21 protein-coding genes are annotated in these 21,263 nt (G+C 33.7%); 10 read left to right on the top strand and 11 right to left on the bottom strand.

Annotated features, from left to right (window positions below; genetic code table 11):
- Positions 1-4: 4 nt before the first annotated feature.
- Entirely contained in the window at positions 5-2,206 is a 2,202-nt protein-coding gene (ccoN, locus tag NNL09_RS05375; RefSeq protein WP_196909372.1) for a cytochrome-c oxidase, cbb3-type subunit I, read from the bottom strand.
- Position 2,207: 1 nt separating this feature from the next.
- The gene (ccoS, locus tag NNL09_RS05370) at positions 2,208-2,402 is read right to left on the bottom strand and encodes a cbb3-type cytochrome oxidase assembly protein CcoS (RefSeq protein ID WP_024768150.1); all 195 of its coding nucleotides are present in this window, start codon (positions 2,400-2,402) and stop codon (positions 2,208-2,210) included.
- Between the two features lie 812 nt (positions 2,403-3,214).
- Between ccoS and NNL09_RS26170 the strand changes: the two genes are divergently transcribed.
- A complete protein-coding gene (locus tag NNL09_RS26170; protein ID WP_255518921.1) occupies positions 3,215-3,349 on the top strand; it encodes a hypothetical protein in 135 nt (44 codons plus the stop codon).
- A gap of 54 nt (positions 3,350-3,403) precedes the next feature.
- Here NNL09_RS26170 and dsrP read toward each other — a convergent pair whose 3' ends face one another.
- From dsrP to NNL09_RS05325, 9 genes are all read right to left on the bottom strand, one after another.
- Positions 3,404-4,624 carry a sulfate reduction electron transfer complex DsrMKJOP subunit DsrP gene (dsrP, locus tag NNL09_RS05365; RefSeq protein ID WP_025664357.1) on the bottom strand — a complete coding sequence of 407 codons (1,221 nt, stop codon included), beginning with the start codon at positions 4,622-4,624 and terminating at the stop codon, positions 3,404-3,406.
- 139 nt (positions 4,625-4,763) lie between these two features.
- The gene (locus NNL09_RS05360) at positions 4,764-5,885 is read right to left on the bottom strand and encodes a 4Fe-4S dicluster domain-containing protein (RefSeq protein WP_025664356.1); all 1,122 of its coding nucleotides are present in this window, start codon (positions 5,883-5,885) and stop codon (positions 4,764-4,766) included.
- Positions 5,886-5,929: 44 nt separating this feature from the next.
- Entirely contained in the window at positions 5,930-6,556 is a 627-nt protein-coding gene (locus NNL09_RS05355; protein WP_025664355.1) for a cytochrome c3 family protein, read from the bottom strand.
- Positions 6,549-7,247, bottom strand: a complete 699-nt coding sequence (locus NNL09_RS05350) for a nitrate reductase cytochrome c-type subunit (protein WP_196909371.1) — start codon at positions 7,245-7,247, stop codon at positions 6,549-6,551. The genes NNL09_RS05355 and NNL09_RS05350 overlap by 8 nt, the downstream gene beginning before the upstream one ends.
- A 3-nt stretch (positions 7,248-7,250) precedes the next feature.
- Positions 7,251-9,575 (bottom strand): molybdopterin-dependent oxidoreductase, encoded by a 2,325-nt coding sequence (locus NNL09_RS05345; RefSeq protein ID WP_196909370.1) that lies wholly within the window; start codon positions 9,573-9,575, stop codon positions 7,251-7,253.
- A 4-nt stretch (positions 9,576-9,579) separates the two neighbouring features.
- On the bottom strand, positions 9,580-9,819 hold the full coding sequence (locus tag NNL09_RS05340; protein WP_025664352.1) for a hypothetical protein: 240 nt from the start codon (positions 9,817-9,819) through the stop codon (positions 9,580-9,582).
- Between the two features lie 4 nt (positions 9,820-9,823).
- Positions 9,824-11,089 (bottom strand): alginate export family protein, encoded by a 1,266-nt coding sequence (locus NNL09_RS05335; RefSeq protein WP_196909369.1) that lies wholly within the window; start codon positions 11,087-11,089, stop codon positions 9,824-9,826.
- A gap of 552 nt (positions 11,090-11,641) precedes the next feature.
- Positions 11,642-12,250: a pyridoxamine 5'-phosphate oxidase gene (pdxH, locus tag NNL09_RS05330; protein ID WP_196909368.1), complete on the bottom strand. Its 609-nt coding sequence runs from the start codon at positions 12,248-12,250 to the stop codon at positions 11,642-11,644.
- Positions 12,250-14,646 carry a heavy metal translocating P-type ATPase metal-binding domain-containing protein gene (locus NNL09_RS05325; protein WP_196909367.1) on the bottom strand — a complete coding sequence of 799 codons (2,397 nt, stop codon included), beginning with the start codon at positions 14,644-14,646 and terminating at the stop codon, positions 12,250-12,252. The genes pdxH and NNL09_RS05325 overlap by 1 nt, the downstream gene beginning before the upstream one ends.
- A gap of 140 nt (positions 14,647-14,786) precedes the next feature.
- On the opposite strand from NNL09_RS05325, the gene NNL09_RS05320 reads away from it, so the two are divergent.
- From NNL09_RS05320 to NNL09_RS05280, 9 genes are all read left to right on the top strand, one after another.
- Entirely contained in the window at positions 14,787-15,635 is an 849-nt protein-coding gene (locus NNL09_RS05320) for a universal stress protein (RefSeq protein WP_196909366.1), read from the top strand.
- A 12-nt stretch (positions 15,636-15,647) separates the two neighbouring features.
- Positions 15,648-16,499 carry a universal stress protein gene (locus NNL09_RS05315; RefSeq protein ID WP_196909365.1) on the top strand — a complete coding sequence of 284 codons (852 nt, stop codon included), beginning with the start codon at positions 15,648-15,650 and terminating at the stop codon, positions 16,497-16,499.
- A 40-nt stretch (positions 16,500-16,539) separates the two neighbouring features.
- Positions 16,540-17,394 carry a universal stress protein gene (locus NNL09_RS05310; RefSeq protein WP_196909364.1) on the top strand — a complete coding sequence of 285 codons (855 nt, stop codon included), beginning with the start codon at positions 16,540-16,542 and terminating at the stop codon, positions 17,392-17,394.
- An 85-nt stretch (positions 17,395-17,479) separates the two neighbouring features.
- Positions 17,480-18,328, top strand: coding sequence for a universal stress protein (locus tag NNL09_RS05305; RefSeq protein ID WP_196909363.1), 849 nt, complete (start codon positions 17,480-17,482; stop codon positions 18,326-18,328).
- 66 nt (positions 18,329-18,394) lie between these two features.
- Positions 18,395-19,246 (top strand): universal stress protein, encoded by an 852-nt coding sequence (locus tag NNL09_RS05300; RefSeq protein ID WP_025664343.1) that lies wholly within the window; start codon positions 18,395-18,397, stop codon positions 19,244-19,246.
- 74 nt (positions 19,247-19,320) lie between these two features.
- Entirely contained in the window at positions 19,321-19,740 is a 420-nt protein-coding gene (locus tag NNL09_RS05295) for a hypothetical protein (RefSeq protein WP_025664342.1), read from the top strand.
- Positions 19,741-19,765: 25 nt separating this feature from the next.
- Positions 19,766-20,182: a hypothetical protein gene (locus tag NNL09_RS05290; RefSeq protein WP_196909362.1), complete on the top strand. Its 417-nt coding sequence runs from the start codon at positions 19,766-19,768 to the stop codon at positions 20,180-20,182.
- Between the two features lie 105 nt (positions 20,183-20,287).
- Complete coding sequence (locus NNL09_RS05285) at positions 20,288-20,731, top strand: Hsp20/alpha crystallin family protein (protein ID WP_196909361.1); 444 nt, start codon at positions 20,288-20,290, stop codon at positions 20,729-20,731.
- 82 nt (positions 20,732-20,813) lie between these two features.
- Positions 20,814-21,257 carry a hypothetical protein gene (locus NNL09_RS05280; protein WP_025664339.1) on the top strand — a complete coding sequence of 148 codons (444 nt, stop codon included), beginning with the start codon at positions 20,814-20,816 and terminating at the stop codon, positions 21,255-21,257.
- Positions 21,258-21,263 lie beyond the last annotated feature (6 nt).

The following is a 21,263-nucleotide window of genomic DNA, read 5'->3' as shown; positions in this document are numbered from 1 at the left end:
ACGTTTATTCTTTAGTTTGAACTACGGTTTCTTTGTTTTTAACTTTTATATCGGTTCCTAACCTTTGGATATAGGCAATTAAGGCTACAACTTCTCTATCTCGCATCTCGATAAAATCCAATCCGTTTTCCTGTGCATATTTTTTATCGGCTTCATAAGTTTTTACAAAATCAGGATCGGTATACAAGTTTTTCTCTATTGTAGTTGCTTGTTCATCCATCCATTGTTGTGCTCTGGCTATTTCTTCTGAAGTATAAGGAACACCTAAAGTCACCATAGCATTCATTTTATCCTCAGTTTGAGAACGATCAAGTTTGTTTTTGATCAACCATTTATAGCTTGGCATAATAGATCCCGATGAGGTTGTTTGCGGATCATAAAAATGATTTAAGTGCCAGTTATCAGAATATTTCCCTCCAATCCTCATTAAATCAGGTCCTGTACGTTTACTTCCCCATAAGAAAGGATGATCATAGACATATTCACCAGCTTTAGAGTATTCGCCATATCGTTCTACTTCACTACGGAAAGGTCTGATCATCTGCGAATGACAGGATACACAACTTTCTCTAATGTAAATATCTCTTCCTTCTAACTCAAGAGGAGTGTATGGTTTTACACTAGTAATCGTAGGGATATTAGATTCTACCATTAAAGTAGGGACTATTTGTACGATACCCCCAATTAAGATGGCGATAGTAGCAAAAATGGTTAGTTTTACAGGTCTTCTTTCTAGCCAGGTGTGATATCCTTCTTTAGCGGTTCTGTGTTTAGTTACCTTGGTAAGCGGAGCAGCTTCTGCAAGCTCGTCTGTCACAGTACTACCATTTTTTATAGTTTTAATAACGTTGTATAACATGATAAACATTCCGAAGATGAATAAACTTCCACCTATGGCGCGCATCCAGTACATTGGGATGATTTCATTTACAGTTTCTAAGAAATTACCGTAAGTAAGTGTTCCGTCTGGATTAAATTGTTTCCACATAGAAGCTTGTACAAATCCGGCAACATACATCGGTAATGCATACATGATGATCCCCAGAGTACCAATCCAGAAATGAGCATTAGCCAATCCTGTTGACCACAATTTGGTTTTGAATAATCTTGGGATTAACCAATACGCCATCCCAAAGGTTAAGAACCCATTCCAGGCTAATGCACCAACATGAACGTGAGCAATAATCCAATCACTAAAATGCGCAATGGCGTTTACATTTTTTAGAGATAGCATTGGTCCTTCAAAAGTGGCCATACCATAACCAGTAATGGCAACTACCATAAATTTTAATACAGGATCGGTACGTACCTTATCCCAGGCACCTCTTAATGTTAATAATCCATTAATCATACCTCCCCAGGATGGAGCAATTAGCATAACAGAAAATGCTACACCAAGATTCTGTGCCCAATCTGGTAAAGACGAATATAAAAGGTGATGAGGTCCTGCCCAGATATAGATAAATATTAAAGACCAAAAGTGAACAATAGATAATCGATAAGAATACACAGGCCTATTAGCAGCTTTTGGAATAAAATAGTACATCAACCCTAAAAAAGGAGTAGTAAGAAAGAATGCAACTGCATTATGACCATACCACCATTGTACTAAAGCATCCTGAACACCTGCATATACCGAATAACTTTTTAAGGCACTTACCGGTAACTCAAGACTATTAAAAATATGAAGAACAGCAACCGTAACAAAAGTGGCCAGGTAAAACCATATTGCAACATACATATGGCGTTGTCTTCTTTTTAAAATGGTTCCAATAAGATTCCATCCAAAAGCTACCCAAACAATAGCTATGGCAATATCAAAAGGCCATTCTAACTCGGCATATTCTTTTGAAGTGGTATACCCTAATGGAAGTGTAATAGCCGCACCAACAATGATCAATTGCCATGCCCAAAAGTTAACGTTACTAAGTGTATCATTAAACATACGGGTTTTTAGCAAACGTTGGGTAGAGTAGTATACTCCTGCAAAAATAGCATTACCAACAAATGCAAAAATAACAGCATTGGTATGCAATGGTCTTAATCTCCCAAAGCTTAACCATGAGATTCCATCTGTTAGATTAGGGAATAAAAATAGAAACGCCAGTAGTAAGCCTACAGACATCCCAACAATACCCCATAATAGAGTGGCATATAAGAATTTTTTTACGATTTTATTATCGTAATAGAATTGTTCCATTTCCATATTAAGATTGTTTAGTTTTAGTGGATTCCGAAGATTTTTCTTTACTTTCCTTTATAAGTTCATCATCAAAAAGCATCCTAACAGAAGGAGTATAGACATCATCATACTGACCATTTCTGACCGATATAATGAAGCTAATAAAAAAGACGATGGCAACGATAATACTAATCGTTAAGAGTATATAGATTACACCCATACTTACTTTTGATTATGAGTCAAAAGTATGCGCGAACATTTTCTAAAAAAATGACATTTATCAGGTTTTATTAATTAAGGCTATTCTTAGCGAGAATATCCAATTTATTAGTGCTTTTATGGTCCTATAATGTTAATAATTGTTAAAATAGTACCTTTTTATACATAGTACTGTAACAAAAATGATTTATCGACGTCTAGTAGGTATACATCAATTATAAAAACAGAAATTATGAGAACTTTAGACAACAATCAAATCACTAAAAAATTAACAGCAACCAAAGGTTATGTTTGGAATTCAAAAAGACGTTACAGATAATTTTAAGTATAACTATTTAAAAAAATCAACAATTTATACATCAATCAAAAAAAAACAGAAATTATGAGAACTATAGACAGTAACAGAATCACAAGAAAATTAAATGCACCAATTGGATATACCTGGAATTCGAAAAGACGATACAGATAATTTTAAATACAACTATTAGAAAAATATAACAATTTATACATCAATCAAAAAACAAAAATCATGAGAACTATAGACAGTAACAGAATCACAAGAAAATTAAATGCACCAATTGGATATACCTGGAATTCGAAAAGACGATACAGATAATTTTAAGCACAACTATTAGAAAAATATAACAATTTATACATCAATCAAAAAACAAAAATCATGAGAACTATAGACAGTAACAGAATCACAAGAAAATTAAACGCTCCTATCGGATATACCTGGAATTCAAAAAGGCGATATAGATAACATATATTTATCAATCCATCCCAATACCTAGGGATCAAAAACTAATCATCATGAGAACTTTACGAAATATTAGAAAACAACTAAAAATAGCAACACAAAAACAAAATATGTTTTTGGATTGTGTACCAAAGCTTTATAATTATGAAGATACTTTGTTCACCGGAGTTAGGCGCTACGCACATTAAACTACGAGTTATTAGATGCTAAAAGGCCGAATTTTTATTAAAATTCGGCCTTATTTATTTTTTCCTAAACTGTAATTTCCCTGTTTCTATTTTGATTGCAGTTTTTGCAAGTATGGTAAAAATGAAAGCTCCTAAAGCCCAAATGCCAAGAGTTACTCCAATTTCTATTCCTGTAGGAGTATATTCCGAAATTTTTCCATAAGGTCCTGGGATAAAACCAGGAACGATCAAACCGAACCCTTTTTCTATCCAGATGGCTATAAAGAGAATAAAACAACAGAAATATAACACCTTTAAATTGTTACGCAGTTTACCAAAAGTTAGCAATACAGTTGCTAAAACATTTAGAGGAATCGCCGTCCATATCCAAGGTAATAATGCTGTTTTACCATGTAAACCAAAGAATAGATAATATGCACTTTCACTATGATGTGTTGGGGCATAAAATTCTTTAAACAACTCAGACACTAACATGATCAGGTTGATTTGGGCTGCTACAGTAACAATCATACCAATTTTTTTGATTGTTTTATCTTCTATTTTAAATTCGGTAAATGTTCTAATGATTGCCAAAACAAGGATAATCAAGGCAGGTCCGGCAGCAAAGGCAGATGCCAGGAATCGAGGCCCTAATAATGCATTATTCCAAAAAGGACGAGCTTGTAAGCCTTGATATAGAAATGCAGTTACCAAATGAATAGCTACCGCCCAAAATACAGACAAAATTGCTCCTGGCACATAGATTTTTGGATTAGGCACTTTTCCTTGATAGCGTGTGAACAAAATGTAAAACGGGATCGAGATATTTAAAAATAAATATCCGTTAAGTACAATAACATCCCAGGTTAACATCGAAGCTGGAAAATTAAAGACTCCGATTCCCGGTATCATATGCCACAATACAGATGGCCCACCCATATCGGCTACAACAAAAGCCAAGCACATAATCAATGCAGCTACGGCCAGTCCCTCGCCAATAAGTACAGCTTGTTTAAAATCAATATCTTTTAGTACGTAAGTTGGCATAACCAGCATTACTGCAGCTGCAGCAACACCAACCAGAAATGTAAAATTAGAAATATACAGCCCCCAACTTACTCTGTCGTTCATTCCTGTGACACTTAGGCCGTGTTCTATTTGTAAAGAATAACAATACATCCCAATGAGCATAACAAAAGTCAAAAATGCCATCCAGATGTGGTATTTTTTTGAGCCTTGAGTAGTAGTATCTAAGCTATCTTTAACTAAACTTCCAAAAACTTTAAGTCGTTTCATGTGTTGTTTTTTTGGCGTGCCCATAGGGTCGGGCTTTTCACTATATCTTTTCTAACTTACTTCTCGTCCTTCGGCAAGCTCCGAATGACAACTCGAAGTAACAGAAAAGGATGCCGTTTCAATCCCTCACGCAATTTTATTAATCCATAAAATACCAGAACTTAGGTTCTGTCCCAAGATCTTCTTTTAGTCTAAATACTTTTTTATTATTGAGAACCCATCGTATTGTGCTGTCGGGGTCTAATAAGTTTCCAAAAATTCGTGCTCCTGTTGGGCAAGCTTCTACACAAGCGGGATTTTTACCAGCTCGTGAACGTTGTACACAGAAAGTACATTTTTCCATAACCCCTTTTTTACGCATACGATTTCCTAAGTAATGTTGATTTTTGTTAATCTCATTTTCGGGAACTTCGGGAGTACTCCAGTTAAATCGTCGACCATCATATGGGCAAGCTGCCATACAATACCTACAGCCCACACACCAGTCATAATCTACAACTACTAATCCATCTTCTTCACGCCATGTAGCTTGCACAGGGCAAACTTCTACACATGGGGGATTGTCACAATGAAAACATTGTGTTCCCATATAAAAATGGCCTTCTGCCGGGACTTCATGGTAATAATTGTCATCGGCTTCATCAAACTTAAGACCTTTTCCGTCTTTCATTTCATGAATTCGAATATACTCCATCTGCGAATTTCGATCCTGATTATTTTCCTCAACGCATGCACTTACACAATCCATGTACCCTTGGCATTTAGAGATGTTAAAAGCATATCCAAAAAGCACATCTTTCTCGGCATTTTTAGAAGACATACTTATATTTTTCCCTTTTCGTAATTGATAGGAACGTACTAATCGGTCAACAGTGGCTTTTTTTTCCTCATCGGTCATTAATTTGTAATTGCCTTTAAACTGTTCTTCCCAATCGATTTGTGCTTTTTCTTTGGTTTCTTCTCCAGAAGTCAGATTACAAGATGTACTTACTGCTCCGGCCCCGATAACTAGACTAGCGGTTAATTTCCTAAAAGCAGTTCGACGATCCATTTGTACATCAAAAACCTGGTCAAAACCATCTTTTTTGCGTTCGTCACCAATAGCTGCATCTACCGCAGCATCAAATTCTTTATCACTAATTTGATCTTTAGTATGAGAGCCGCATCCACCAGATGTTTTTCCACAACCGCAAGAACCTGTATTTTGTTTCTTTTTGCTATTTAGGTTTAGAGAAAACCATTTTTTAGTATTGTCGCTCATTGTTAAATTGTTAAGAGGTATTACATGAAAGTGTGATAGCTAAACTATTCTCGTTCTTTTACTTTTTGAGTATTATACCCTGCAGGCCACCTGGTTTCAAAACCTGGCTTGTGTGGGTTATGGCAATTTACACAGGTCATTGATGCTCTGGGAGGAGCCCATCCTCCTAGTTTTTTACCATGCGCACCACCTTTCCAATCTTTAAACTGTTTGTTATGGCATTGGCTACATAATGTATAACTCCTGTTAAAATCAATGTCTGTACCTGTTAAACTAGTTAAGTTGTCCATATCATTACCGTTATGGCAAGTAATACAGTTCATAGTATTTAGATCTGCATGAGCCAGCTTAATATCCCAATGCGCTTTTTTTGAAGGATTTTCACTTTTTAATTCTTCTAGTGGTTTGGTATGACATTCTGTACAGGCGTATGATTTGATTTCGCTTTTACGTTCAGGAATCAAAAATGTGTGTTCTCCTTCTGTGACTTTGATTGTTTTTATACCTTCTAAATACTGTTCTGAAGAAATAGAAGTACCGTGATAATTTTTGCTCTTGGCTTCTATTTTATCCGTAATATTATGGTATTCACCTTCACCGTGTTTACAAGAAAATAATATAACGGTAAGGAAAGTATACATCAGAATATGTATGTTATTATATCTATTCATTTTCAATACTATTAGCTCTTGTGAAAACTTCAATATCTGTTACTGTTTTATCTTTAGGAACATGACATTGCCTACAATTTATACGCTCGGGATGAGATACTCTGATCTCTTTTGGAGCTGCGGGTCCGGCATGACAAGACAAACAATTTTCTCTCATTTGTATTTGATGCGGAATCATTGGCGGACTCCCAGGTAAAGCATTATTCATCCCAACTTTTGGGGCATGAGCCTTTGCAAAACCATTTTCGGTAAAGAGAGTTTCGGTGTTTTGTACTACATGGCATTGCCTGCAATTAACCATTTCTGGATGGGGTGTAACTGGTGCATATGCATTAAATTTGGTAACGAAACCTCCATTTTCATGACATTGCAAACAGGTATTTGCTCCTAAGCTCATTTCTTCCTTAACAGGATGTGGGATACTGGGTGGTGCCCCAGGATATGCCCTATTATCATAATAAGTGTCTAGTGATCTTTGATGTTCTTCATCGACAGGCATATTTGCATACTCTAATGCCAATCCAGAACGTTTGAACACACCACTCTCTAACGGAATAAATGTTTCGGTCGAGCTTTCCTCAATAGGGATATAACTTTCTTCCAAACCTTCTTGATAACTATAATTCCAAATAGTAATAAAGGCTATGAACAATACTAAAAAAAGTGATATGATTCCGAGTCTCTTTTTCATAGCCTATGCTTTTTCAACTTTAACGGCACATTTTTTATAGTCAGGTTCTTTAGAAATCGGGCAAAAAGCATCCAAAGTAACGTCATTAATTAGCATATTTTCATCAAAAAAGGGCACAAAGACCTGGCCTTTGGTAGGCAACCCTCTTTTATTTATCGATGCAGGTAATATACACGAACCTCTACGTGATGTTACTTTTATATTTTCACCATCCTTAATTCCTAATGCTTTTGCATCTTCTGGATGAAACTCTACATAGGCACTTGGCATCGCTTTATGTAAAACAGGAATCCTGCGTGTCATAGAGCCTGTATGCCAATGCTCAACAACTCTTCCGGTATTTAACCAAAATGGATATTCATTATCGGGTTCTTCTGGAGCTGGTTCATAAGGACGTTGCCATATAATTGCTTTTCCGTCTGGTTTTCCATAAAAATGAAAATCTTCACCATTAGAACAAGCCGGATCATATTTTGAATTGAAACGCCATTGTGTAGATTTTCCGTTTACATATGGCCATATTACACCAGATTCTTTTTTCAGAACTTCTAAAGGCGCCATCCCATGTTTTGCTCCTTCATGAAACTGCCGATATTCATTATAAATTTCCTCGACATGATTTTCTTCACTATACGGAAATAAGTCACCATACCCCAATCGTTTTGCAATTTCAATAGTCATCCATGCATCAGGAGTGGTTTCTCCGGGACCGTTTACCATTTTATCCCAATGTTGCGTTCTTCGTTCAGAGTTTCCATACAATCCACTTTTTTCTATATGCCATGATGCTGGTAGAATTACATCTGCTACATCAGATGTTGGTGTAGGAAAAACATCAGAAACGACAACAAAACAGGAGTCTTTCTCCATACCTGGTCGATACCTGCTTGTTTTTGGCATTGAAACCAATGGATTAGTTACTTGTGTCCAAATAAATTTAATATCCCCACGATCAATTGCTCTAAACATTTCTGTAGCGTGATAGGTTGGTTTAGAAGGTATACGTTCATAAGGCACTTTCCAAATTTTTGCAGCCAGACGTCTATGTTTTTCATTCGTCACGACTCCTTTAGGCAATTTATGAGTAAAAGTACCTACTTCTCTTGCAGTACCACAGGCAGATGGTTGCCCGGTTAGCGAAAATGGGCCATTTCCTGGTTGTGAAATTTTTCCGGTAAGTAAATGGATGTTATAGACTAAGTTGTTCATCCACGTTCCTCTTGTATGCTGGTTCATTCCCATGCACCAATAAGAAACTACCTTTTTATTTGGATCTCCATAAATAGAGGCTAAATACTTAATATCTTTTGCAGATACTTTTGAATACTTAGCTACTTTTTCTGGAGTATAATCGTTCAGGAATTTTTTATAAGCTTCAAAATCTATTTTTTGTGGCTTATCTTTAAATTTGTAATTATCTTCCAGACCATATCCCATATTGGTTAGTCCTTTGCTAAAATTGCAATGTTTTTCTACAAAAGATTTATTTACCCATCCATTATTGATAATTTCATAACAAATCGCATTGGCAACGGCCAAGTCGGTTTGAGGCTCAAATAATATAGATCTATCAGATGCAGTACTAGAACGTGTTGTACGTGTTGCAAAATCAATAATCTTAGCGCCTCTTCTATTTTTTTGTTCTAGCATTCTGGAGAACAATACCGGATGCATTTCTGCCATATTATTACCCCATGTAATAAAATAGTCGGCATGATCGATATCTTCATAACAGCCCATAGGTTCATCAGCACCAAAAGTGGTTAAAAAACCAGCTACTGCACTCGCCATACATAAACGAGCATTACAATCTAAGTTATTTGTGCCAATCGCACCTTTCATTAATTTTGAAGCAACATATCCTTCAGGAATTGTAGATTGACCAGAAGTGTACATGGCTACACTATCTTTACCATGCTTTTTAATAGTGTCCTTCATCTTGTTGGCAACAATGTCTAAAGCTTCATTGATTGGAGTTTTAACGTATTGACCGTTTTTCTTTACCAAAGCATGAGTTAGTCTATCTTTTGATTGAATACACATGATTTGATGATATCCTTTTACACAAAGTAGCCCTTTATTAACACTGCTCTTAGGGTCTCCTTTTACAGCTACAGCTTTTCCGTTTTCTGTTCCTATAAGCACTCCGCATCCTACACCACAAAATCTACATGGAGCCTTTGTCCAATTGATATCACCACTTGGTAACCCTTTTTCCTGTTCGTCTGCAAATAAGATTCCCGGAAACATAGTTGCTGCGGCAGTCATCGCAGACAACATAGCCATCTTTTTTATGAATTTTCTTCTATTTGTGAGAGAGGTATACATAATACTAATTGTTTTGTGGTGTATTAAATCCAGAAACCATAGCCAATAATTTTAGACTTTCTATAGTATCTAGTTTTTCTTTTAGAATTGCTTCTTCGGTTTCATTTTCGGTTTCTGTAATTAAGATGAGTACATCCTTATTATTGGCTGGCATGACTTCACATTGCTCTATTGAAGATAGTGCATTGATAAGCTCATTTTTTTCTCCTTTTTGCGGATGGGCTAAATAACTCTTAATTGGCATAGTTTTATTGTTTGTTGGTTGTGAATAGAGTTGGTTTAATTGTCACCATGACCCATCCCCAATTATTGGTATTCCCATCAAAATTATTTTTCAGTATCTCCATTCCGTCTGAAGCAAAGAGATGAGAATATCCAGCTTTGATATTTACATTTTTTTGTAAATTATATGAATATACCAGGTCTATTTCTGTACCCAGTTGTTTAGATTCATCTGCGGGTAAATCTGCGGCAGCCATAAAATTGTGAGCAGCCACATTTAATGTAGATTTTTGATTAAATTTTACATTAGCTTTTAGATACAAGTCGATTAGCCCTACATTTCCGATATGGTTTCCAACATAGAAATAATCCATTAATCCATTAAACTTGTGATTGGTACCATAAAAAGGAGTAAAAGCTTCATTATCTCCGTTTGCAGGTGCTCCATTATCATTACCACTTTGTAGTTCTCCACCAAGTACTATTTTCCATTGTTCTGATACTTTATAATCTGCCTCTAGTCCTAATAAATATGCGCTTAGGTCATTATCACCCAAATCATTTCCGAATTGATAATAAAGATTAGAGGTAAGACCAAATTTTCCTTTTTTGTATTTTAAATGAGTTCCTACAGTTTGACTGTACCTAGTTTCATTATTATCTGAATTGGTAGCATCTGTATACTGTAATCCGTTGTTAAGAAAAAGAAAGCTTCCCGAAAAATTTTCCCAATCTTTGTGCAACCAGGCGTATTGGATACTTTTATATGTATTGGGCGTTGTAAGTGTATGTCCTGTTAGGGATTCTTCTCCTCGGTTAAATGCAAAACCCAGATCGAATTTGAAGCTGTCTTTATTGTATCTTATAAGTGCAGCATCATGGCTTCTAGCTTGCTGTGCCCAACCTACGTTTCCAAAAATACGTTGATCGTCATATGCAATTTCCTGGCGCCCTAGTTTTAATGAAATATTTGGATTAAAAAGAATTTCTCCCCAAGCCTGTTGAACACTAAAACCATTTTTGTCTGCTGTGTTGAGTTGGGGTACATCTCCCCATACCCTTACATCCTGTAGGCTTACGTAAAAATTTAATTTCTCCATTTTATATCCAGCATTTAATCGTGTGCGCTGAGACACAAATGTTGCTGGATCTGCACCATCTGGGAAAAGAGTTTTAAATCCATGCCTGTATTCGAATCGTGGTCGTACTTCGGCATCGATTTTTAATTGAGCATTAATAGTTGTAATAAATAATGTGAAAAAAATGAGGGTACTAAGTTTAACGAGTTTCATAGTAAGATTTGATTATAAATTAACTACGGTAAATATTGGTTCATTTATTATTGCATGCAATGATATCAATCAGGTTTAGTTTTTTTAACGTAAAAACTGATTAAATACAAGGCTCAAAATCAACCATCATTCTCATTTTTAAATACTCTGAGTAATGCTATTTATTTTTCTAAGATTAGAGAATAAACAAATAGTTAGATGTCTTTTTTCACCTTATAATATACGGATAAAACTATTCTCAAATAGGATCTTAAAGCATGATAATTGTCATAAAGCTTATATATTAATTCAATCTAAATAAGAATAGAATTTAGAGAATGAACTTCTTTCTTTTTTGAAAGCACATCTAATTTGCGGTGAACTAATATTATAGCTAAAAAAATTGTTTAATTATAGATGGTTTTATGTAAAACAGACTTTGTTAGAAAAATTAATTTTGGCATTAGATATTTTCCAAAATAGTGGTTGTATAGATTCAATTTTTCGGAAATTAAAGTGAAACACTCAGAAGTTTATATTTCTAATATGATTATAATGAACGACTACTAATATCTATTTATGAGTGTATCCTATATCCTTAAACCACTTATAATCTGGTAGAAGTTTATATGTTGTGGTATGGATAAACCTTTCTATCTGATTATATTCTGTAAATTCAAACCTATTGGGTCTAATTAAGTATCCTCCCCAATGTTTTGGTCTTGGAATAATTTGATTCTTGAATTTGGTTTCGTAGTGTTTTAGTTGGTCTTCAAGTATTTTGCGCGAAGAAACTACTTTACTTTGATCAGAAGCCCAGGCTCCTAATTTACTACCTTCTGGTCGTGATTCGAAATATCCTTCTGATAAGTTGCTGGCAATTTTTTCTGTTTCTCCTTCAATTAAGACTTTCTTTTTTGCTGCTGTCCAATTAAAGGCGATAGAAACTTTATTGTTTTGCGCTATGGCCTTTCCTTTCTCACTGTTATAGTTAGTAAAAAAGATAAAACCCTCCCAGGTGAAGCGTTTTAATAATACAATTCTACTTTTGGGAAAACCATCTACCCCGATGGTGGAGAGTAACATTGCATTAGCTTCATCCTCGGGATGAGCTTTATCTACCTCATAAAACCATTGCTGAAAATGTTGAATTGGATTATGGTCATCAGAAGTATTCATCATTATTTTGATATTAATTTTCTTCCGGACCAGTTTGTAAGCAAGGTAACATATGCAACAATAGAGATAGAACTTAATGGCATTAGTATTGCTGCTATAACGGGAGAGAGTTGACCGGTAACAGCAAAGTATAGACCTATAATATTATATAAAAATGATAGAACGAAACTTGATTTAATAATCGCAATCGCTTTTTTTGATAGGTTAAGATAAACGGATATAGTATCAAATTTTGAAGCATCAAGAATGGCATCACACGCAGGAGAAAATACATTTACATTTTCTGAAACAGCAATACCTACATCACTTTGGGCTAAAGCTCCGGCATCATTTAATCCATCTCCAACCATGATGACGTTTTGATTATGTTGTTGTAATGATTTGATATAGTTTAGCTTATCGTCTGGTTTTTGATCAAAAAGTAAAGAAGTGTTTTTAGGGAGTAGTTTTTTTAAATACTCTTTTTCTCCTTCATTGTCTCCTGATAAAATAGCGAGTTTGTAATCTTTAGATAATTGATCAAATACTTTTTTAACTCCCTTTCTATATTGATTGTGAAAAACGTAATGGCCTTTATATTGTTCATTAGTACTAATATGAACCGTAGTGTTTGTGATTTCAGAATTAATATCCTGTCCTACAAAATTTGCAGACCCTATTTTGATAGTGTCTTCTTCAAGTTTACCTTCAATTCCTTTTCCGATATGTTCATGATATTCATCTAAGGTTAGAATATCGTGTTCTGCTAATATATTATAAAGTGTTCTGCTAAGAGGGTGATTTGATGCTCGTAAGGTGTTTTTAAGCAAGGATTCTTCTTCGGGTGTTAGTTTCATTCCTTCATAAGTCACTTCGCTTGTAATTGTAGTAGTTATGGTACCGGTTTTGTCAAAAATCATGGTATCTACCCTGGCTAATCGTTCTATAACATCTGCATTTTTAAGATAGAATTTGTTTTTTCCGAAGATGCGAAGGATATTACCCAAGGCAAACGGTCTTGCTAATGCTAATGCACATGGACAAGCGATAATAAGTACAGCTGTGAATACCTGTGCTGCTTTTGAGGGATCAACAAATAACCAAAAAGAAGTAGCGAGTACGGCAATACATAGGATTGTAATCGTGAAATATTTACTTATTGCATCGGTAAGATTGGTAAATGAAGCTGTTTTATCTTTATTAAATACATCATTACTCCATAATTGGGTAAGATAGCTTTGTTCTACAGATTTTAAAACTTCGATTTCTATGGCTCCATAAAGTTGTCTGCCTCCGGCAAAAAGAGTATCGCCCGATTGTTTGGTAACCGATTCACTTTCGCCAGTTACAAAACTGTAATCAATTTGAGCATCACCTTCGATAAGAATTGCATCTACAGGGATTAATTCGCCATTTCTGATTAATAGTCGATCACCTTTTTTAATATCGTAAACTTGTATATTTTCTTCTTTTCTTTCTTTTTTGTGTAGTGTAAAAGCAATTCTTGTTACCGCAATTGGGAAATAAGATTTATAATCTCTTTCGAAAGATAAAAAGGAATAGGTTTTTTGCTGGAAAAATTTTCCTAGCAACAGAAAAAATAACAGTCCGGTGAGGCTGTCAAAGAAACCAGTACCCCAATCAAAAATTATTTCTGTAGTACTTCTTAAAAAAAGAACCAGAATCCCCAAAGCGATGGGAATATCAATATTTAATATTTTAGACCGTAATCCTTTATAGGCAGAAATAAAGTAATCTTGTGCAGCATAAAATACAACGGGCAATGAAAAAGTAAACATTAACCAACGAAAAACGTGTTTGTATTGTTCTAACCAGTATTCTGACACTTCAAAATATTCTGGAAACGATAAAAACATTACATTTCCGAAAGCAAAACCAGCAATACCAAGTTTATAAATCAAACTTCGATTTATTTGTGTCTCTCCTGTAGAGTAGTCATCCAGGCTAATATAGGGTTCATAGCCTATAGAATTAAGTAAAATGACCAATGCCTTGAGGGAAACACGATCACTATTAAAGGTAATACGAACTGTTTTTTTAGGGAAATTAACCTGAGATGCTGTAATCGCTGGTTGAAGCTTATGTAGATTTTCTAATATCCAAATGCAGGAACTACAATGCATGTGCGGAATATATAGTGTGATGATTTGAGTATTACCATCATTAAATTCTATTAGTTTTTCAGCAATAGAAGGAGTGTCGAGATAATCGTATTTTCCTTTAATTTCTTCAGGAATGGCGCCAGGAGCAGACTGTAAGTCATAATAACAGGATAAATCATGAGTCGAAAAAATTTCAAATACAGTTTTGCACCCATTACAGCAGAATGTTTTTTGATCAAATTTGATTACCGTCTTACTACAATCATCTCCACAGTGAAAACAAGTATGCTCTGACATAGAATTTGTTTGCTACAAATATGAAAAAGTATGCATTTATATAATATGACAAATGTCATGATTCTTCAACTGACAAAAATCATAGTTTTTGCATCTGCAATTACCTAGTTTTGAGTATAACATATCAAAAAAAGCAAACGATGAGAAAAATATTGATTCCTACAGATTTTTCAGAAAATGCCATGAATGCTTTACGATATGCTGTTGAACTTTTTAAATATGAGCGGTGTGATTTCTTTATTCTACATGCTTATGCCGATGAGGTATACGATCATAACACCGTAGTTTCTCGCGAAATTTTTGATGAACTAAAAGAAAAAGTATACAAAAGCTCTAACATGGCACTAGAGAAAGTGCTTTCAGAAATAAAGAATATTTCACCTAATCCTAGACATGAGTATAAATTACTACCCATGTTTGGGAGTCTAACCGATGAGGCTAATGATCTGGTAGATAAAGAAAATATGGATATTCTGATTATGGGAACAAGAGGGGAAACTAATGATCGAAAGCTTACCTTTGGGAGCAATACCTTACAGGTTCTTAAATATGTAAAATGTCCTGTATTGGCAATCCCAAGTGATTGTAGTTACAATTCGCCAAAAAATATTCTATTTCCTACAAATTATCAATTGCCATTTAAGCGAAGAGAACTAAAATTGTTTAGTACATTAACTAAAAGCTTCAGATCTATTATTAATTTTTTATATATCTCGAACTTTGACAAACTTTCTATCAGACAAGAAGATAATAAGCATTTCTTAAAAGAATCATTACCTAATGCAGAATTAATATTTCATCAAGAGATAGCAGAGGATCTTACCCATGCTATAAATCAGTTTATAGAACGTAATGAAATAGACTTTTTGGTAATGGTAAACTCAAGGCGCTCTTATTTAGAAAATCTTTTAGATCGATCTACAATTGATAAAATAGGACTACATATTAGGATTCCTTTTTTAGTGATGCAAAACTTACAACGATATTAAAATTATATAGAGATGAAACGAATTTTATTACCTACCGATTTCTCTGATAATGCATTTAATGCGATTAGATATGCTTTAAATTTGTTTAGAGAGGAAGAAACTACTTTTTATTTACTCAATACATTTACGCCAGTATCTTATCACACAGGGTATCTTATCGAGAACCCTGCACCGTATGGCATGGAAGATATTGCAATGATAAATTCTAAACGTGATATCGAACGAACAGAAGAAAAAATCAAAGAAGAATTTAATAACCCGAAACACAGTTTTGTTAGATTATCGGTTTTTAATACTCTGATAGGAGAAATCAAGTCGGTTGTCGAAAAATACAATATTGATCTCATAATAATGGGTACCAAAGGAGCTACTGGTGCCAAAGAAGTTTTTATTGGGACACATACTATGTATACGATAAAAAAAGTGAATTGTCCTGTTATTGCAGTTCCTTCCGGTTTTGAATTTGAAAAACCAAAAGATGTTTTGTTCCCAACAGATTATAATCTTAGTATTGATAATAAATATTTACCTTTAGTAAAAGAAATTTGTGATAAATATATTTGTAGACTTAATATTTTAAATGCTTATTATGGAGTTGCTTTAGGGCTTGAACAACATAAGGTTAAGGAAGAATTGGATAAGTATTTTAAAAATAACACTCATATTTTTCACATTGCAGAAGGAGTGGATGTACTAGAAGCTGTAGAAGATTTTCAGAAAAAGTACAAGATCGATTTATTGATCATGATTCACAATAAACACTCTTTCTTTGAAAATCTTTTATTCAAACCAGTAATTAATCAAGTAGCCTATCATACCAATATTCCTTTTTTGGTAATCCCTTCTATAGAAAGGATAGCGTGATATTAACTCTAGACCTTGCCGGTCTGATAAATATAGACAAATGAAACAAATTCTAATCCCAACAGATTTTTCTGATAATGCTTGGAATACTATATTGTATGCTATAGAATTATATAGAAATGTTCCTTGTGAGTTTTATTTGTTAAACACGTATGATCTAGAACCAATACAACTTATAAGTGTCGTGAGTTCTCAGCGTATTGGTCATCTTTATGAAGCGATTAAGATGGAATCTGAGCAAGGACTGAAAATGACTTTAGAAGATATCCATAACTCTAAACCGGGGTTGCATCATACTTTTAAAACCATAAGTAAGAAAGGATCTTTGGTTCAAAACATGAACAAGCTTTTAGAAGATAGCACTTTTGGAATGATCATTATTGGTACCAAAGGAACAACCGGGAGTAAAAATCTTTTTTTGGGGAGTACCACGCAGAAAGTAGTTAAGAATGTATTACATTGTCCTATCCTTATCATTCCTGATGATTCATATTTTAAAGAAATTTCGGCAATAGCTTTTGCAACAGATTTTGAGCGAATGTATCATAAGGCAGAGATCGCTCCAATACTAGAATTTGCCAAAAGTCAGAATGCAACTGTTAGGATGATTCATATATATGATAAACCCGAATTAGATCCTTCTCAACATTATAATTCTAGTTCATTAGAACATTATTTTAAACGTGTAAAATATGATTTTCATGTCATGCCTGATTTTTCAACTGTAGAACATGCTATTCAGGAATTTATTGAAGAACTAGAAATCGATATTCTGGTAATGATTAATTATGAGCATAGTTTTGTAGAAAGAATAATAAAAGAACCGATCATCAAAAAAATGACATTTAATACTATAATTCCTTTTTTAGTGATCCCGGCTGATACTGCGATTTAAGAGTTTGTACAGACATGAGATTTGTCATAGTATTCTTGCTATTATAAAGCTAGTTTTATGATATAATTTGTAAAACTGAAAAGAAATGAAAAGGATACTTGTTCCCACAGATTTTTCTAATAATGCCTATGGTGCACTTTTTTATGCCACCCGATTATTTCAAGGTCAGGAATGTCAATTCTATATTTTAAATACTTTTGATGTAGATACTCCGGTTTTAACGAGTAGAATTAATACTACCAAAGGAGATTTGTTATATCAGGAATTAAGTAATGAGTCTCAAGAAAAGCTTACCGAAACACTTCATTCTATAGTTAGGGATACAGAAGATTTTAAGCATACGTTTGAAACCATTTCTGTTTCCAAAAAACTTACCGATACCATTAACAAAACCATAAAAAGTAAAAATATCGATCTTGTTGTTATGGGAACTAAGGGAGCCAGTGGTGCTAAAGAAGTTCTTATAGGAAGTAATACGGTTAAAGTCATTAATAATATTAAGGATTGCACGATACTGGTGGTGCCAGATGAATTTGATTTTAAAAAACCTACAGAGATTGCTTTTGCCACAGATTTTAAATGCCTCTATAACATAGAGTCTCTAAAACCTCTTCTAGATATTGTTACGGTATTTTCTTCAAATATTAGAATAATGCATATTCATGAAAAAGAAAAATTAGACGAAATACAAGAACATAATCTTAAGAATCTTAAAGAAAATTTTAAAGACTATAATTATTGTATTCATTGGATTCCTCGATTTACTCAAAAGGCAAAACTTATTAATGAATTTATTGATGAGATGAATGTTGATATGCTATGCATGTCAAAATATAAACATAGTCTTATAGAAAATATCACACACGAACCCGTTATAAAAAAAATAGGATTTCATACAACTATTCCTTTCTTAGTTATTCCTGAGTTAAGCTGATAATTATCATAGTTTTTACAAGGTTATACCCATACATTTATAAGACTAATCCTAAAGACCTAAGTGATGAAAAAAAAGATTTTGTTACCCACGGATTTTTCAAAAAACGCGTGGAATGCTATACTATATGCTATAGAGCTATATAAAAACGAAACATGTGATTTTTATGTACTTAATGTGTTTAATGCAACTGGTTATGCGTTAGAAAGTATGATGATTCCCGAACCAGGAGAACGATTTTATGAAGAGGCCAAAGAGAAATCAGAAAAGGGCTTAAGTAAAATTGAAGAAAGGTTGAGTTTTAGAGATGATAATCCTAATCATAAGTTTTTTATGATATCTCAATTCAATAATGTATTGAGTGCGATCAAAGATACTGTAGAGAAAAAGGATATCGAAATGATCGTTATGGGAACCAAAGGGACGACTAATGCTGGAGATCTGATTTACGGTAGTAATACAGTTTTGGTGATGGAAAAAGTAAGAAATTGCCCCGTTATGGCAATACCAGAAAACACCAATTATAAGGAGCCAAAAGAAATTGTATTTCCAACAGATTATAGAACTCAGATTAAGCGCAGAGAACTTCAATATCTAATTGAAATAGCACGAATCACAAATGCTGAAATAAGAATTCTTCATGTTACTAATGATGATGATCTAGATGAAGAACAAGAAAACAACAAGAGATTGCTCGTAGAATACCTAGATGGTATAAAATATACTTTTCATACACTGCATAATATAGATGTAAAAGGAGGCCTTAGCAGTTTTGTAGAAAGCCGGGAGAGTGATATGATTACTTTTATCAATAGAAAACACAGTTTTTTTGGAAGTATATTTTCAAGACCAATGGTGAAAAATTTGGGACAGCATTCGCAAGTACCTGTACTAGCCTTGCATGATTTAGCAAATTAAGTAGATATACTATAATCAGGCAGTTTACATTTCGTAACTGCTGTGAATACTCTTTAACCATAAAAAATAAACAGATGAAACATATAGGAATTTGGATAGATAAAGAAAAGGCTCATGTCATTTCTGTTAAAGAAGATAGTGAGGATATGACAACCATACTATCAGAAATTGAAAACTTTCGTATTCATGGTGGTTCGGGAACACGACTTAAAGGCGGGCCACAGGATGTAGTTCAGGATAGTAAATATCTCGAACGAGAGAAACACCAATTTAAAGCCTATTTTAAGAAGATTGTCCCTCTTATAAAAGATGCAGATAGGATTGTGATTTATGGGCCTGCAGAGACAGGAGAAAAATTCAATAAAGAATTAATAACCAACTATAAAGATATTGGTGAAAAGGTAAAAGATGTGCTCAAAGCAGATAGTATGACCGATAATCAAACCAAAGCTTTGATAAGATCATATTTCAAAAAAGATTTGTACCCCCATTAAAGCTTTTATTTAAAACCTAGAAAAAATGATGGCAGCAACAGATAATACCTCTGATAAAGAATTAAAAGAGATCCATTTTGATATCCTAAAATGGAAATCAAGTCTTCGATTTATCGAAGGTGAAATACATTTTATCAATCAATTATTAAATTCTTATGTTTTTGAACCCACTACTCCGAATCTTTTTGAACGATTACAAGAGTTTAAACGGCAAATCGTAGATATAGAGAAAGAAATACAAGAGATAAGTCAAGGTATCAGAACACATGAAAGCGAATTGGGAGGTATGCTAGAATGCGATACTATTTCTTGTGACAATTTTTACTATAAAAATCATATTCTGGTAAGGCGCACTTTTGATGACTTCTATAAAAATTTCAGCAGGTTAAAATCTGAAGTTTTTCTGTATGCAGGCGGAGTTTTAAAAAAGAACAAGAAGTAACGTTAAATACAGGTTAAAATGCTAATAAACTGATAATTGTCATTTTAAAATGCCCGTTATCAGTTTAATTTTAATGTAATAATAACTCTAATAAACCTTAACGTTATGTCATTAATTAAATTTAACAAAAACAGATTTCCCTGGATCAATGACCGTGTTTCTACATGGTTAGATACAGATGATTTTTTTGCAGACGATTTTTTTGTAAAAGACAGAAATCTTCCTGCAATGAATGTCAAAGAAAACAAAGATAATTTTGAAATTGAACTCGCAGTTCCTGGTTTTTCAAAGAAAGATATTGAAGTGACTATGGAAGACGATGTGTTACACATTTGTGCTCAAAAAAGTAAAGAAGAAATAGAAGAGGAAAAAGAGTATACACGTAGAGAATTTAGTTATAACGAGTTCGATAGAAAATTACAGTTACCCACAAGCGTAAACCAGAATGAAAAGGTTAAAGCTATCTACAAAAATGGAGTGCTTACTCTCAATCTTCTAAAAAAGGAAGAAGCAAAAGAGCAACCTAAAAAGATAATTGAAATAGATTAATCTATACAAGAAAGACAGAGAATAGATTTGGGACATTATTCTCTGTCTTTTTATCTAAAATGATCACCTTAAAATAGAAATCATGAAAGCAAAGCAACCAAATGTAAAATATGTAGAATGGCGAAGCCCAGAAGAATTACATGAAATTTCTCTAAACTGGGTATCAGAACTTAAATTTGTCAAAGATGAACAACACTTTTTAGATGAACTTATAGAAAATCATACAATACAACTAATTTCAAAAAAGATTTTTGAGAAAAGTAGGAAGATATTACAAGAACTATCTCTTAGCAGGAAAGGTCTCGACCCATTACTAAAAAAAATAATTAATCACCATAATGAACTTACCATATTGTTAGACGGAGTTGATCAACCTGTAGAGGAAAAACAATACAAAGAAGATCATTGGGAATTAACAATGGCAGTAAGTAAATACCTAAACAATTATAAAGAAACAAAAAGAAAGGTTTTTGATTTGATAAAAACCATAATGAAAGAAGGCAAACAAAAACGTCTATTGAATTAAGGTGAT

Origin of the sequence: Aquimarina sp. EL_43, from assembly GCF_943422735.1 — a bacterium.
GTDB lineage: Bacteria > Bacteroidota > Bacteroidia > Flavobacteriales > Flavobacteriaceae > Aquimarina > Aquimarina megaterium.
Note: the sequence above shows the minus strand (reverse complement) of the source record. Positions and strands in the feature narration are given on the sequence as shown.